Annotated in this window: 14 protein-coding genes; 7 read left to right on the top strand and 7 right to left on the bottom strand. The window is 43.1% G+C overall.

Annotated elements, in window-relative coordinates; all coding sequences use genetic code 11:
* The first annotated feature begins 68 nt into the window (after window positions 1-68).
* Both HUJ22_RS13840 and HUJ22_RS13845 read left to right on the top strand, forming a co-directional pair.
* Entirely contained in the window at window positions 69-869 is an 801-nt protein-coding gene (locus HUJ22_RS13840; RefSeq protein WP_290878288.1) for an MBL fold metallo-hydrolase, read from the top strand.
* Window positions 856-1,647 carry a purine-nucleoside phosphorylase gene (locus tag HUJ22_RS13845; protein ID WP_290878289.1) on the top strand — a complete coding sequence of 264 codons (792 nt, stop codon included), beginning with the start codon at window positions 856-858 and terminating at the stop codon, window positions 1,645-1,647. Before HUJ22_RS13840 ends, HUJ22_RS13845 begins: the two co-directional genes overlap by 14 nt.
* Window positions 1,648-1,698: 51 nt before the next feature.
* Here HUJ22_RS13845 and HUJ22_RS13850 read toward each other — a convergent pair whose 3' ends face one another.
* Together HUJ22_RS13850 and HUJ22_RS13855 are read right to left on the bottom strand one after the other, a co-directional pair.
* Window positions 1,699-3,249, bottom strand: coding sequence for an acyl-CoA carboxylase subunit beta (locus tag HUJ22_RS13850; protein WP_290878290.1), 1,551 nt, complete (start codon window positions 3,247-3,249; stop codon window positions 1,699-1,701).
* Window positions 3,250-3,263: 14 nt separating this feature from the next.
* On the bottom strand, window positions 3,264-4,919 hold the full coding sequence (locus tag HUJ22_RS13855; RefSeq protein ID WP_290878291.1) for a hypothetical protein: 1,656 nt from the start codon (window positions 4,917-4,919) through the stop codon (window positions 3,264-3,266).
* 139 nt (window positions 4,920-5,058) lie between these two features.
* Here HUJ22_RS13855 and HUJ22_RS13860 point away from each other — a divergent pair, with 139 nt between their 5' ends.
* The 3 genes from HUJ22_RS13860 (at window position 5,059) to HUJ22_RS13870 (ending at window position 7,536) form a co-directional block, all read left to right on the top strand.
* Entirely contained in the window at window positions 5,059-5,673 is a 615-nt protein-coding gene (locus HUJ22_RS13860; RefSeq protein ID WP_290878292.1) for an ABC transporter ATP-binding protein, read from the top strand.
* A gap of 211 nt (window positions 5,674-5,884) precedes the next feature.
* On the top strand, window positions 5,885-6,985 hold the full coding sequence (locus HUJ22_RS13865; protein ID WP_290878293.1) for an aminopeptidase: 1,101 nt from the start codon (window positions 5,885-5,887) through the stop codon (window positions 6,983-6,985).
* 125 nt (window positions 6,986-7,110) lie between these two features.
* A complete protein-coding gene (locus HUJ22_RS13870; protein ID WP_290878294.1) occupies window positions 7,111-7,536 on the top strand; it encodes a response regulator transcription factor in 426 nt (141 codons plus the stop codon).
* Between the two features lie 103 nt (window positions 7,537-7,639).
* On the opposite strand, the gene pckA is transcribed toward HUJ22_RS13870, so the two are convergent.
* Window positions 7,640-9,244, bottom strand: coding sequence for a phosphoenolpyruvate carboxykinase (ATP) (gene pckA / locus HUJ22_RS13875; protein WP_290878295.1), 1,605 nt, complete (start codon window positions 9,242-9,244; stop codon window positions 7,640-7,642).
* A 171-nt stretch (window positions 9,245-9,415) separates the two neighbouring features.
* On the opposite strand from pckA, the gene HUJ22_RS13880 reads away from it, so the two are divergent.
* Together HUJ22_RS13880 and HUJ22_RS13885 are read left to right on the top strand one after the other, a co-directional pair.
* Window positions 9,416-9,838: a VOC family protein gene (locus tag HUJ22_RS13880; protein ID WP_290878296.1), complete on the top strand. Its 423-nt coding sequence runs from the start codon at window positions 9,416-9,418 to the stop codon at window positions 9,836-9,838.
* Between the two features lie 77 nt (window positions 9,839-9,915).
* Entirely contained in the window at window positions 9,916-11,091 is a 1,176-nt protein-coding gene (locus tag HUJ22_RS13885) for a hypothetical protein (RefSeq protein WP_290878297.1), read from the top strand.
* A gap of 29 nt (window positions 11,092-11,120) precedes the next feature.
* On the opposite strand, the gene hemL is transcribed toward HUJ22_RS13885, so the two are convergent.
* From hemL to hemE, 4 genes are all read right to left on the bottom strand, one after another.
* Window positions 11,121-12,419, bottom strand: coding sequence for a glutamate-1-semialdehyde 2,1-aminomutase (hemL, locus tag HUJ22_RS13890; RefSeq protein WP_290878298.1), 1,299 nt, complete (start codon window positions 12,417-12,419; stop codon window positions 11,121-11,123).
* A 212-nt stretch (window positions 12,420-12,631) separates the two neighbouring features.
* Window positions 12,632-13,615: a porphobilinogen synthase gene (gene hemB, locus HUJ22_RS13895; RefSeq protein ID WP_290878299.1), complete on the bottom strand. Its 984-nt coding sequence runs from the start codon at window positions 13,613-13,615 to the stop codon at window positions 12,632-12,634.
* Between the two features lie 107 nt (window positions 13,616-13,722).
* Window positions 13,723-14,652 (bottom strand): oxygen-dependent coproporphyrinogen oxidase, encoded by a 930-nt coding sequence (gene hemF, locus HUJ22_RS13900; protein WP_290878300.1) that lies wholly within the window; start codon window positions 14,650-14,652, stop codon window positions 13,723-13,725.
* Between the two features lie 236 nt (window positions 14,653-14,888).
* Window positions 14,889-15,920 (bottom strand): uroporphyrinogen decarboxylase, encoded by a 1,032-nt coding sequence (gene hemE, locus HUJ22_RS13905; protein ID WP_290878301.1) that lies wholly within the window; start codon window positions 15,918-15,920, stop codon window positions 14,889-14,891.
* Window positions 15,921-15,997: the final 77 nt, after the last annotated feature.

The raw sequence follows: 15,997 nt of genomic DNA on the forward strand, positions 1-15,997 counted from the left end.
AAACCTTATTCGCTTCAAAAATCATTTCAATTACGTCTCATTTTTTAAACTCTTTCTATTAATCAAACATGAACACCTACGCCTCAGTACTTTATGAAGGAACCTTTTCCGTTGGACTGGATAAAAAATTTGTTCGCATAAACCGGGAAGATCCTCCTGCAAAAGGAGCTTTGAAATTATCCTTGAATCCGGTCCTTATTCATACCCCTGAACGCAATTATCTATTTGATTGCGGGATTGGAGAATTTGGGGAAGATACAGGACCTGATGTCATTCGGGAAAACCTGGATGCCCACGGCCTCACCGAATTTGATATCACTGATATATTTCTTAGCCATCTTCATTACGACCACATTGGCGGACTTGCCCATCGAGAAAATGGATATTGGGAACTCACTTTCCCGGAAGCTAAAATCTGGGTTTCCAAAAAGGGATGGGAAAAAGTTATGGCTCAAGATGAATATTATGATGCCGAAAAAACCGAGTTCATCTCTTTTTTAGATGCTAAAGCCGACCTGCATTTTCTCGGAGAAGAGGAACAACCTTATCCTGACATAAAAGTTCGTAAAATCGGAGGGCATACTGAATTTCACCAGGTTCTGTTATTTGACGACGGTAAGCAAAAATACCTGCAAGCCGGAGATGTAATTGGCACCAAAGGAGCCATCAACCGAAAGTATGCCGCTAAGTATGACTTTGAGCCCAAAGTAAGCCAACAGCGCCGGGAAGAACTTGCAAAAATGGCCTTTGAAGAAGGTTATACAATTTTATCTTATCATGAAGACCTTAACCCTTTATTTAAACTCACGGGGTATGAAGAAAAAACCGGATATAGCACTGAAAACGTAGATTCATATGTCCCTGCCTGATTACATCACCGACATAAAAGATTTTTTAACCGATCACGGTTTTCCTGAACAAATGGAAGCAGCGGTTATCTTAGGATCCGGCTTGGGAAGCTTCGGTGATAAAATTGAAAACTCAGATTCCATTCCGTATGCTGATATTCCTTCTTTTCCTCAATCTACGGTAGAAGGCCACTCAGGGTCACTTATTTACGGTGAAATTGCCGGGAAACCCATACTCGCTTTCTCGGGGCGATTCCATCATTATGAGGGACATGATTTTGCAAAAACTGTGCTTCCCGTTCAGCTTGCCAGAGCTTTTAACGTGGAGAAGCTAATCATTTCCAATGCCGCCGGTGGCATTAATTTCCGTTACCGGGTGGGAGATTTGATGATCATTGACAGTATCATTAAGCAATATGTGATGATTTCCGAGCCGGCTCAACATACCTGGGATTCCAGTTTTGAAGAGTACGCCCGGGAAGTCAAACAAATAGCCCGTAATTTAAGCATAGAGACACACCTGGGAACCTATCTGTATGTGAAAGGCCCACATTATGAAAGCAAGGCCGAAATTCGTGCATTCCGAAGAATGGGCGGTGATGCCGTTGGAATGAGCACCGCACCCGAACTTATCGAGGCTGCAAAACTCGGTGTTAAAACCGCTGCTATCTCGCTTATCACCAATGCCGCGGCCGGAGTTACCGGTGCTAAATTAGACCATGCAGAAGTGAAGGAGGCCGCCGATCAGAAAAAAGAAGTTTTTGCGAAGCTGGTTGAGGGACTTATCAAAGATTTTTGAAGTATATACAAAAAAGGGCGTATGCGATACGCCCTTACTTTCAACTCTCAATCAGAGCGGCAGGTTGTCGTGCTTTTTCTTCGGTACGGCATCTACTTTATTTTGTAAAACTTCCATCTGTTTGATTAGTTTCTCGCGGGTTTCGGATGGCAGGATCACATCATCGATGAATCCGCGTCCGGCTGCAAGATATGGATGCGCAAAGTTTTCGCTGTACTCATCTTCCAGCTCTTTTTGCTTGGCTTCGGGGTCGTCAGCTTTAGCAATTTCTTTGCGGAAAATAATTTCTACTGCTCCTTTGGTTCCCATTACGGCAATCTCTGCTGTTGGCCAGGCCACGTTATAGTCAGCACGGATGTGTTTGGAGTTCATTACGTCGTAGGCTCCTCCGTAGGCTTTCCGTGTGATAACCGTCATCTTAGGGACGGTAGCTTCGCAAAAAGCATACAGCAGCTTCGCTCCGTGTTTAATGATACCGTTCCATTCCTGATCGGTACCGGGCAAAAATCCGGGTACGTCTTCAAAAACAACCAGTGGAATATTAAATGCATCACAAAAACGTACAAAGCGCGCACCTTTCAGGGAAGCATCAATATCCAATACGCCCGCCAGTGACAGAGGCTGATTGGCTACCACGCCCACGCTTCTTCCGCCCAGCCTGGCAAAGCCCACTACGATGTTATCCGCATAGTCTTTGTGTACTTCGTAGAACGAGTCTTTATCCATAACTCCCCCAATCACATCATGGATATCATAGGGTTTGTTCGGATTTAAAGGCACCAAATCCTCAAGTGCTTTAGCCTTGGCTGAATCCGGTTCTTTGGATTCCACCATCGGTACTTTTTCCTCGCAATTTTGGGGAACGTACTTCATCAATTCACGAATGTCATTCAGGCAAACCGCGTCATTGGCACTTGAAAAATGAGAGACACCCGATTTTGTGCTGTGTGTTGAAGCGCCCCCTAATTCTTCGGAAGTCACTTCTTCATGCGTAACGGTCTTCACCACATTCGGGCCGGTTACAAACATGTAGCTGGTATTTTCAACCATAAAAATAAAATCGGTAAGGGCAGGACTGTAAACAGCTCCGCCGGCACAGGGCCCCATCACCGCTGAAATTTGAGGAACAACCCCGGAAGCCATGCTGTTTCTCCAAAAAACTTCTGCATAGCCCCCCAGGGAAGACACGCCTTCCTGAATACGAGCTCCGCCGGAATCATTTAGCCCAATAATGGGTACACCGTTTTTAAGTGCTAAATCCATCACCTTGCAGATTTTCTCCGCATGTGTTTCAGAAAGGGAACCGCCAAACACTGTAAAATCCTGGCTGAAGACATAAACAGGCCGGCCGTGGATTTTACCCATCCCGGTCACAACCCCATCTCCTAAAAATTGCTGTTTATCCAAGCCAAAAGCCGTACTGCGATGTGTTACAAACTTATCAATTTCCTCAAAAGAATCTTTGTCCAACAACAGGTCGATGCGTTCTCGCGCGGTTAATTTGCCCTTTTCGTGTTGTTTTTCAATTCGGGCTTTTCCCCCGCCTTTAAGTGCTTCTTCTCTTAATTTTTGGAGTCGTTCTACTTTTGGATTGGATGCCATGAAATAATTTTTATTTAGGATTTAAATTCATCAAAATAAGACTGCAGTTTATCAGTAAAGTCAACTGCAACTTCAGAAAACATATCTACTTTATTCGGTGAAAATACGTTCTTTTCAAGATAATCGGATGCCTCATCCCAGTTCTCCAATTCCTGAATTTCCTCAAGAGCCTGCTCGTATTTCTTTTTCTTTCCCTTAAAAATGTTTTTCACAAACACTTTTTCCTTTCCGAGCATGAAGCTCTTCAGCTCCGGGCCCTCCCCTTTTTCCGACTCCGGATCTGCTTCATCCACTAACGTATCATCATCACTTAATTCCTCTTTATCCGAAGCTTTTTTTCCCCCCTTTCCCATGAGTACATCCATTTGATCCGGTCTCAGAAATTGCTGCCACATGGGTTCTTCCTCTCCTTCCCCGGAATCATCCGCAATCATACTTTCATCGGCAGCTTCATCCATCATGGTATTCAAATCATCAACTGCTTCTTCCGGCTCCTTTTTTTTGGGTGAAGCTTTTTTAGATCCTGATGATTTTGTCTTTTTTGAAGGCTTTTTCTCTTCTTTTTCTTCCTGCTCCTCTTTCGACAGATTCTGGAAAGAATGAGCTGCCTGATCGAGAACCGTCACCAGGTTTTTTCGAAACTTCTTTATCTCATCGGTTTGCTCTCCGGCTTTCAGTGATTTGGAAATCTCTTCAGCATCGGGAGCTTCCTCAAACTCCTCAAAAATGGTCTTATCTTTTTGCTCCGATTTAAAAAGTGCATTAAACGACTCTTCATCTGTCATCTGAGGGTCATTCTCATTATAATCTCCAAAAAAGCTGTCCAACAGCCTTTGTTCTTTTTCATCAATCTGTTCTACTTCCTCTTCATCAGGATGATCAAATCGGTTCTTTTGAGCAATTAACTCTTCCCGGAATTGATCCCGGAATTTTTCCTGCAGTTTTATATCCAGTAAATCCGGATACGATAAGATTTCGATGAAGCGTTCTTTAGTGATTTGCTCATCCAATTCATTAAAAGCTTTAGCCGTCAGGTACAGGCCTTTATCTTCAAAGAAAAGTTGAATGAGTTTTGCATCAATTTTTCCGCCAAACAAGGTGAAAAGCAATTCCAGCACCTTGGCCCAATCTTTGGCTGTGTAGGATGCCACTAAGTTTGCATCCAGATTGTGAATTAACAGCTTACATCGCTTTTTCTCTAATGTTTTCAGCTTCCGTTTTTGCATGTAAAGCGGGATAGCACGCCCAAAATGTTTGTAAACAGTAAGTTTTTCAGTTCTTTGAACCAGTTCCTCATACCCCAGCTCATCCTTCCCTTTATAAATATATTCAGCCATGTGCTGACGGGGTTCCAGATATACTTTAATAATATCCGTGACCACCTGTCCGGCTACTTCATAAAACTTGTCTTTAGGGATTCTCGAATTCGCAAATAATGCTTGCTGAAAATCTTTCCAGGCATCCTCAACTAAAGGCTGATCAATATTTGCCCATTCCGTTTCTTCAAGTACAAACTCTTTTTTAAGCTTTTCGTTTACTTCTATTCGAATTCTCTCTACGATAAACGATGGGAAGCCGGCTGTAAGAAAGTCCTTTAAAACATAATAGGGCTTATCGGATTTAACCGCGCCTACCAGTTTATCAATAATATTTTCTACCGATTGATGCATATCTTAATTTAGAATTTAACTGAAAATAAAGCCTACCGAGTCGCAATACAATTAAGGATTTAGTAATTCTATTAATGTTTTCAAATTTTATGAATTTTAAATGGATTCTTATTAATCATAAACTTGGTACCTTTAGGGCATGATTTCACTCCGGGTTAACAATCTTACAAAAAAATTCAACCGCCATACCATTTTTTCCGGGCTCAATTTTGAGCATAAAAATGGAGTGCTCGGGATTTCAGGAGCAAACGGGAGCGGGAAATCTACCCTGCTTAAATGCCTTGCCCATCTGTTACGATCAACCTCCGGTTCTATTATCTGGGAAAATGATGAACATTTAATGAACCAAAAACAGGTAAAAGCCCATTTGGGATTCGCAGCCCCCTATATAAATTTATACTCGGAGCTTTCTGTGCTCGAAAACTTGCGTTTCCTGGTTGAAGCCGGTGGTTTTTCTGCTGATGAACATAAATTACTGGAATTGCTTGAACAAGTTCAAATTCCGCATCTTGCTGATCAGCTCTATGGCAGCCTTTCAACCGGACAGCAGCAACGTTCTAAGCTGGCTGCCGCTTTAGTCCGGGACTCACACATTCTTATGCTTGATGAACCGGGTTCTAACCTCGATGAAAAAGGTCAAGCACTGGTTTCCCAAATTGTGAAAAATGCAACCGAGGCAGGGAAGTTAGTCCTGCTTGCCTCCAATAATCCCGATGAAATTACACTTTGCCATAATGTCATCAAATTGAGTTGATGGAGTGAGGAGTGATGAAGTGTGTTTTAATTACTATCTGATTTGATCTATACAATCTTGTTTATCATTAACCATCAAGAAAAACTTAGTAAAATAGTATAGCAACCTACTTCATCACTCCTCACTTTATCACTATGTTACCTATTGATTCAGAATCTTAACTTCTATTCTGATAGTTCATAATTCAAAACTTTTAATTCCCAATTTCCCTATGATTTCAGAACACGATCAACAACTGGCAAGTCTCATCCTGGAACACAGCACTGAAGTTCAAAAAGGCCAAAATGTGATGGTCCAGCTGATTGGACTCAATGGCATCGATTTACTTCGTGCATTGGTTGAACAAATAAGAGAAAAAGACGCCCACCCCTTTATCAAAATAGAAGATGCTGAAACTCAGCGAATTTTAGTGGAAAGCGGAAATGAAGAATTCTGGAAAAATCAGGCAAATGTAGATCAGCTTCCCCTCATGAAGCAGATGGACGCTTTTATCGGGATCCGAGCCTCGCAAAATATCTACGAAAACTCCCAGGCCGGTAAAGAAGCCAACAAAGCCTATTCTGAGCATTTTTTACATCCGGTACATTTTGAAGAGCGTGTTAATAACACCAATTGGTGCATCATGCGGTACCCTTCTGCAGCTTTTGCCATGAATGCCAAGATGCCGACCCGTGCCTTTACTGAGTTTTATTACAAAGCTTGTCTGGTAGATTATGGCCGTTTGGAAGAGGCCATGAAGCCCCTTGAAAAAAGATTACGGGCTACTGATGAAATCCACTTAAAAGGCGAAGGAACGGATATCAAGTTTTCCGTGAAAGGACAAAACTGGGTGCCCTGCTTTGGAAAGCGCAACATTCCTGACGGTGAATTATTTACCTCTCCTGTATTGGATTCAGTAAACGGTGTAATTTCTTACGCTCCTTCCGTATATCAAGGAAAACCTTTTGAATATGTAAAACTGGAAGTTGAAAAAGGTGTGGTAGTTGATTTTGATTCATCTAACAACGAAGCTTTGAAAGACATTCTGGATACAGATGAAGGTGCCCGCCGGTTTGGTGAGTTCAGTTTTGGACTTAACCCGGTCATCGAAAACCCTATGTATGATATCTTGTTTGATGAGAAAATCTACGGTTCCAATCACCTTACATTAGGCAAGGATTATGAAGTAGCTCCCAATGGAAATTCAAGTAACATTCACTGGGACTTGGTATGTATTGGTGCAGATGTCTACCTGGACGGGGAACTTGTAAGAGAAGGGCGTAATTTTGTCAGAGATGATTTAAAAGGGTTGAATCCAAAAGAACTGCTTTAGAACATTTATATGTCCGGTTCTACTTGTGTATCCGGAGTTTTTTGACTGAATGAAATGAGGTTTTTTTAATCCCCCGATTACCTGCAGGTTCTTATCTTGCAAAAAGAAAAAAAAACAAGAACTAAATGCGTAATTCAATTTGGATTTTTGGCGCTGCACTCGGCCTTGCCGCCCTGATTCTAAAAGGTATCGAAATTTATTATACCGTCAATCTGTTGCCAACCGGAATCTATATTGGCATTCTTGCGATCTTGATTGCTGGATTAGGGTTTTGGGTGGGGAAAAAGCTCATTTCAGCTTCATCTCAAAAAGCTGACCAAAGGCCATTCAAAATTAATGAGCAGGCCGCAGAGTCATTAGGCCTAAGTATGCGGGAACTCGATGTACTTGATCAACTGGGTAAAGGGCATTCCGATCAGGAGATTGCAGACAAGTTGTTCATTTCCGTCAATACGGTAAAAAAACACATTTCCAGTATCTATAAAAAACTAAATGTGAGCAGAAGAAGTATGGCCGTCAAGAAGGCCCGTTCGCTTAAGCTGATTCAGTAATTTTTACGGATCAAAATAAAAACCGCCGGTCACACGGGTAAACCGGCGGATTATTTTATTTTCCCAACTTCTCGAACTTTAGTGAACAGCCCGATGCGTTTATTTAGGCTTCAACTCCCACCTTAGGGCCGGCGTTAATTATGTCTTCACTACTGTCTGCTTTATACTTTTCGAAGTTCTTTTCAAAGAGCTTGCCAAGTTTTTCAGCCTGTTTATCGTATTCGTAGGGGTCATCCCAGGTATTCCGTGGTAACAGAATTTCAGCCGGTACATTCGGGCACTCTGTGGGAATTTCGAATCCGAATACTTCATCCGGTACACTATCCACATCGTCCAATTTACCTGCATGAATTGCATCAATGATCGCCCGGGTACTTTTAAGGTTCATACGGCTTCCTTTGCCATACGGCCCTCCCGTTAAACCGGTATTCACCAGCCAGGCACTTGATCCATGGGTACGCATTTTCTCAGCCAGCATTTCCGCATATTTAGCCGGTGGCCAAACCAGGAAGGCCGCTCCAAAACATGCTGAAAATGTTGCTTCAGGTTCAGTTACCCCCACTTCGGTTCCCGCAACTTTTGCCGTATAACCGCTTATGAAATGGTACATCGCCTGCTCAGGAGTAAGTTTACTTACCGGTGGCAGTACACCAAAGGCATCATAGGTTAAAAATATGATGTTCTTCGGATGCCCGGATACGCACGGGATCTTCGCATTTGAGATATACTCAATGGGGTAAGAAGCCCTGGTGTTTTGGGTGATGGAAACATCTTTGTAATCCACTTCCCGGGTTTCTTTATCATAACCCACATTTTCGAGGACGGTGCCAAATTTTATGGCGTTGAAGATTTCAGGCTCATTTTCTTCTGAAAGATTGATGGTTTTTGCATAGCAACCTCCTTCAATATTAAATATGCCCCGGTCACTCCAACAGTGCTCATCATCACCAATCAGCTTTCGGTTGCTATCGGCAGATAGTGTTGTTTTACCGGTCCCGGATAAACCAAAGAACAATGCTACATCATCATCGCTGTTTCCTTCATTCGCAGAACAGTGCATGGAAAGCACATTTTTTTTGGGCATCAGGTAATGCATAACGGTAAAAATACCTTTCTTCATCTCGCCGGCATATTCCGTCCCCAGAATGACCATTTCTTTTTTCTTAAAATTAACATCTACACTGGCGTCGGAAGTCATGCCCTGAGTGTATCTATTGGCAGGGAATTTCCCGGCGTTGTACACCACAAAATCGGGCTCGCCAAAATCAGCCAATTCTTCCTTGGTCGGACGAATTAACATATTATGCATGAATAGTCCGTGATATGGGCGCTCGGCTATAATTCGAACTTTCAATCGATATTCAGGGTCCCATCCGGCAAACCCATCGATCACATACAGCCGTTTACAGGTATTCAAATAATCCGTAGCCCGTTGATGATTGATATCAAATGTTTTCTCATCCAGTGAAATATTTACATTACTCCACCAAATATCATCATGGTTTTCGGGGGTATCCACCACGCGCTTATCGGCCGGACTTCTTCCGGTCCTTTTTCCTGAACGGACAACCAGTGCCCCTTCCCTGGTAATTGCAGACCCTTTATCGTATTTGATAGCCTCTTCGTAAAACGTAGCCGGGGCAGGATTTCTAAGTATATTTTTAACTTTGATGTCATGAGTAGACAGGTCAAATTTTTGTGCAGACATAATGGTGAGTGATTTAGTATTAGTCTTTAATTGACACCTTTATATAACCCATATTTAATGAATATTATGTGAACTCAGTTGTGTAATCTGAGTAGATTATTGCTTATTACAATTGATTAACCGGAAAATTCACATCCGAATAACTTGAACAATTAAATCTAATCCGGAATTATGAAAAAACGAGTAACAGGACTTGGTGGGATCTTTTTTAAAAGTGAAGATCCTGAGAAATCAAAAGCATGGTATAAGAAGCATCTTGGTATAGAAAACGGACAGTATGGCGGAACCTTTGAATGGCGACACGCTGAAAACCCGGATAAAAAGGGATTCACCGCCTGGAGTATCTTTGACCATAAAACCGAATACACCCATCCCAGTAAAAAGGACTTCATGATTAATTACCGGGTTGAGAATCTCGAAGAACTCTTAAAAACGCTGAACGAAGAAGGAGTTGATATAATCGGTGAAATGGAAGTCTTTGAATACGGGAAATTCGGCTGGATTATGGATCCTAACGGAATCAAAATTGAGCTTTGGGAGCCAAATGATGAGGAATTTGACAAGATTAAAGGGGAAACAAATCTTAGCAGTTGATCCGACCTTGTTTTCATTAATAATTCACATAAAAGTACTTCCTTATTCTTATCAATTCCTTAGAATAGGAGGTACTTATGTCAAGTTCAAAACGTGGTTGTGTTTCGAAATTGAAAATCATTACGCTCTTTGCTTTTCTAATAATGGGAATTGTCTTTTCGATCATTGCCCTGATGAATCTCAAGCTCCCTGATGAGTCTTTCATTATAGACCGGCTTAGCGTTGATGAACAACACCGGATCACGGAGATAACACATCTTAAAAATAGTCTTGGGAATGAAATCTGGCCGGGGTGGGGAGATCATAAAACACCTATCTTGGTTTATAATGAAGCCTATGCTTTTTTGATCGGAATCGAAAATCCGGCACCGGGCTGGGCGCGGGTACCATATACAAAACCTGAAGGGGAAGAATGGGAGCAAGTTTCCGAAATCATTAACTATCATCGTCAGCCGTTGCCCGAAAATGGCAAAACACCGCAAGCCTTTATAGTTAAAATTGGAGATGACTTTGTCGCAAGCATGACGACTAAAGATTGGACTCGAATCAGCTTAGTGAAAATGATTAAAGAGGACCTGCCCGGTTTCCTGGAGCCCATAATGCCTTACAGTTTGTTCATTAATCGGTTCAACAGCGACTGGCATATCGCCGGAATTTTGCACGAATCATTTCATGCATTCCAGGCACATCAATCCTATGAACGTGTTAAATCAGCGGAGACAATAACCGCTCTTCATGATTCCTATCCCTGGGAAGATATTGATTTCCGGGAAGCCTGGCTAAAGGAAAGACAGCTATTGGCCAAAGCTCTGCAAACCAAACAACCTGAACAAACAAAAGAAATTGTTCGGGAATGGCTAAGCATGAGAGGCGAAAGACAAAACCGGCTAAGCTCTAAACTTGTCAATTATGAAACTGAGCGGGAGTGGCTTGAGGGCCTTGCTAAATACGCCGAGTTGAAAAGCTGGAAGTTGGCTTCCAATCAAAAACTATATTCTTCTCTTCCTGAAATGGAAGCAGACGAAGATTTTAATCATTATCAGGATGCCGAAAGTCATCTAAAACAGGAACTGCTCCAGCTCCAAAGTGACCTTCAATTCAGTGAAACGATGTTTTATTACAGCGGATGGGCACAAGCAGAATTACTGGATCGCTTATATCCGGATTGGAAATCCCGGGCATTTGAACCGGGAACTTATTTGGATGATTTGTTAGCAGAAACCTGCGTGCCTTTATCTTGCCCGCTTTTATGAGATTCAGGTAATCTTACATCTTCAACAAATCATGAATTACCGGTAATCTCTGCGATGGTTTCTTCAAAAGCCGCCAGTGTATTACTGATATCTTCGGGAGTAAGTGCATTACTCAAGAAAAATGCCTCAAATGGAGACGGAGGAAGATGAACCCCACGCTTCAGCATGCCATGAAAAATCTTACCAAATAATTCTTTGTCGGTGCGATTGGCATCATCAAATGTTTCCACCGGACCTTCACAATAAAACACTCCAACCATGGAACCTACGCGGTTTATGGTGTATGTGATCTTATTTGATTCCAGAATTTGCGCAATACCATTAGCCAGTACTAAAGCCTTCTGCTCTAATTCCTCATAAATCTCCGGATTTTCTTTCAGCTTTTTCAACAATGTAATCCCGGCTGCCATCGCCAACGGATTTCCGGATAAGGTCCCTGCCTGATATACCGGGCCTGTCGGAGCCACATAATCCATGATTTCTTCTTTTCCGCCATAGGCACCCACAGGTAATCCCGCTCCGATAATCTTCCCGTAGGTTACCATGTCAGCCGTAACGCCATAGATTTTTTGGGCGCCTTTGAAATCTACCCGGAAACCGGTCATAACCTCATCAAAGATCAAAACAATTTCATGTTCATCACATAAATCACGAAGACCTTTTAAAAATCCTTTTTTGGGCGGAATACATCCCATATTTCCCGCAATGGGTTCCAGGATGATGGCTGCTATATCATCTTTATTGGCTTCCACAAGCTTCTTCACCGAATCCAGATTGTTGTACTCGGCATTCAACGTGTCTTTGGCGGTGCCCTCGGTTACCCCCGGGCTGCTCGGTTGCCCCATCGTCAAGGCACCGCTTCCGGCTTCAATCAGGAAGGAGTCTCCGTGGCCGTGATAATTTCCTTTAAACTTGATGAACTTATTTTTACCGGTATAACCCCGGGCTACCCTTATGGCACTCATCGTGGCTTCCGTTCCCGAGTTCACCATGCGCACTTTATCTACACCGGGTACTGAAGAGGTAATCAACTCTGCCATCTCTACTTCAAGACGGGTTGGAGCTCCAAATGAGGTAGAATGCTCCGCCGTTTGCTGAACCGCATTAACCACATCCGGGTCAGCATGGCCCAAAAGCATCGGCCCCCAGGAACTAATGTAGTCGATGTATTTATTACCGTCTTCATCCCACAAATAAGCACCGTTAGCTTTGGTAATAAAAATCGGGGTACCTCCCACACTATTAAAGGCACGTACAGGAGAATTCACCCCGCCGGGTATTACCTTTGATGCTCGTTTGTATAGGTCTTTGCTGTTTTTGTAATTCATTTTATTTATTTGTCCATTTTCAATCGGCATACCGTAGAGACGCGATGCATTGCATCTCTACGGTATGCCGGGATATTCATAATTGAATTTACCGACTCCAATGCCATAAACTGGTGCAAGCGTCTCGCTTGTACCAGATCTTTATCTTGATTTCTACGCTCTGCGTTGGAACTAGCTTTGGGCGAATGCGATTCGCCCCTGCGCTACTGAAATCATTGATCTTTGATCAACTTCGCGGCTTGCTTGGCAAAATAGGTCGCGATCAAATCTGCGCCGGCACGCTTGAAGGCCAACAACGACTCCATCATCACCTCTTCCTCATTCAGCCAGCCTTTTTCCGCTGCAGCTTTGATCATTGCATACTCTCCGGACACATTATATACTGAGACCGGAATATTGAAATTCTGTTTGACGGCCCGCACCACATCCAGGTATGGCATCCCGGGTTTCACCATCACAATATCTGCCCCTTCTTCGATATCCAACTCTACCTCGCGAAGTGCTTCATCAACATTGGCGGGGTTCATTTGATAGGTTTTTTTATCTCCAAATCCGGGAGCTGAATCCAAGGCATCCCGAAACGGGCCATAAAAAGAAGAAGCATATTTTGCACTGTACGCCATAATTCCGGTGTTTTCATAACCGGCTTCATCCAAAGCCGTTCGCATGGCTCCGATTCGGCCGTCCATCATGTCAGAGGGAGCCACCATATCGGCTCCTGCCTTGGCATGACTTACCGCCATCTTAGCAAGTACCTTCACCGATGGATCGTTCACAATTTCATCCCCTTCCACAATTCCATCATGCCCGTAGGAAGAATACGGGTCCATAGCTACATCCGTCATCACCCATAAATCAGGATAATTTTCTTTCATGAACCGAACGGAACGCTGCATGAGTCCCATTTCGTTTAATGCCTCTTTACCTTTATTGTCCTTTTTGGAATCCGGTACTTTCACAAACAACAATACCGATTTAATTCCAACTTCAATCAGCTCCTCCAACTCTGAACCAAGGGTATCTAACGAATACCGGTAATAACCCGGCATGCTGGAAATTTCCTCTTTCTGATTTTCTCCCTCCATAATGAAAATCGGAGCAATGAAATCAGATGGATGCAAGCGGTTTTCCTGCACCATCTCACGAATGGCCGGGGTGCGGCGATTTCGTCGTAAACGGTTGTTGGGGTATTTCATTTCAATATCACTTTTAAGGTGTCATTCTGAGCGAAAGCGAAGAATCTTCACAAATCTGAATATGAGAAGATCCTTCGGAAGTATCCTCAGGATGACTGTTAAGAAACTTAGTAATTAATCCAATCAATTGGCTTTAGGTGTTCCACCAATTTGGCTTCGGGACTACCGGGCTCGGGTTGATGGTCGTATACCCACCGGACTTGCGGGGGCAGGCTCATTAAAATGGATTCTATCCGCCCTTTGGTCTTCAACCCAAATAAGGTACCACGATCGTGAATCAAATTAAATTCTACATATCGGCCGCGGCGTATTTCCTGCCACTTGCGGTGTTCTTCCGTATACTCAATATCTTTTCTTTTTTTCAGAATCGGGATATAAGCATCGGTAAAGGCAAATCCACACGTTTTGGCAAACTTAAAAAAATATTCAGCAGTGCGATTCTCATTCGGTCGCTGATAATCAAAAAATAACCCGCCGATTCCGCGCGCTTCTTCCCGGTGATGATTGTAGAAATACGCATCGCATTCCGCTTTAAATGTGGGATAATATTCCGGATCAAATCGGTCACAAGCTTCTTTATGCACTTTATGAAAGTGCTTCGCATCTTCAGGAAAAAGATAATAAGGCGTTAAATCTGCTCCGCCGCCAAACCATTGATCTTTCAACTCACCGGTTTCTTTATCAAACAATTCAAAATAACGGTAATTGGCGTGAACGGTGGGGGCAAAAGGATTTCGGGGATGAATCACCAGGGAAACACCCGTGGCAAAAAACTCGGATTCAGGTACCTCAAACTTCTTCTGCATAGCCTCCGGAAGCGGTCCTCCAACAGCTGATACATTCACACCGCCTTTTTCGATTACCTCCCCATCAGCTATAATGCGGGTACTTCCGCCGCCAAACCCTTCCCGATCCCAATCCTCGATCAAGAATTGCTGGGTTCCCTCAACCGCTTCCAGTTCATCACAGATGTGTTGCTGAACATCTGAGACGTATTGGCTGAATTGGAGTTTTATGGATTTTAATTGATCATTCATATTACAAAGGTTGTCATCTTGAGCGATAGCGAAACACCTTCAAATCTATATTGCGATTCATAATTGTGTAGATCCTTCGGAAGTATCCTCAGGATGACCATTAATTTTTTTATTCCCTTAAGAAGGGGCTTTTTTCCTAATCAGGGCGAATGCGATTCCCCCCCCCTACAATAACATCCGGTTCCTACGCTCTGCGTTGGAACCAATTATCGGCTCATCGAGCAGATGTATATTCATTAATATCTAAAATTCTTTACGGTATCTACGAATGTTTTGGCGTTTTCTACGGGTACATTCGGTAAAATACCGTGGCCTAAATTGGCGATATAATTTCCTTTTCCAAATCTGCGCATCATTTCTTTGGCTTCGGTTTCAATTTGGCCGGGACTCATTAACAATTTAGAAGGATCGAAATTTCCCTGAACCACCTTATCGCCGGCAAATTGCCGGGCATGTTCGGGGGTGCATCCCCAGCCAATGCCAAAACCGGTTACATTGGTGTCGGCAAACAATGGATAACTCCATTCGGCATCCTTACAAAACATAATCAGCGGTACGCCATAATCTTCCGAAGCAATTCGTTTTAAATGAGGAAGGGCCAGTTTCCTGAAATCATCCGGGCCTAATGCTGCTGCCCAGGATTCAAACACTTGCAATACCTGAGCTCCGGCTTTCACCTGATGATGTAAATACTGAATGGTCTGCTCTGTCATCACTTCCAGTAATTTCCGGGCCGCATCAGGCTGAGAAAACAAAAATGACTTAGCTGTCGAAAAAGTTTTTGAACCCTGTCCTTCTACCAGATAGCAAAACAAGGTCCAGGGAGCCCCGGCAAAACCAATAAGCGGTACGCGGCCGTCTAATGTTTTCCGGGTTAAAGTGAGCGCATCATAAACATAGCTCAATTGCTCTTTGGCAGGAATGACATTCAGATTTTTTACTTGCTCCACGCTTCGGATTGGGTCAGGAAGATAAGGGCCAAAACCCGGCTTCAGCTGCACTTCAATATCCAGGCATTCAATCAGAACTAAAATATCGGAAAATAAAATTGCCGCATCAGTTCCCACAATATCGATGGGCTGAATGGTGATTTCACAAGCCAACTCCGGGGTTTTTACCCGCTCAAAAAAACTGTACTTCTTTTTGATTTCCATATACTCCGGAAGGTATCGTCCGGCCTGACGCATCATCCATACGGGCGGACGTTCCGTTTCCTTGCCTTCCAGCGTATCGAGTAACAATCTGTTTTTAAGTTCGGGGAATGACATGATGTAAATTAAAAGTTAAACTTATACTGAACCTAACTAATGGGGCGTATTATGATAAGCCCTCACTGGTCTTACTA

The sequence above is a fragment of the Gracilimonas sp. genome (assembly GCF_014762685.1).
Classification (GTDB): domain Bacteria; phylum Bacteroidota; class Rhodothermia; order Balneolales; family Balneolaceae; genus Gracilimonas.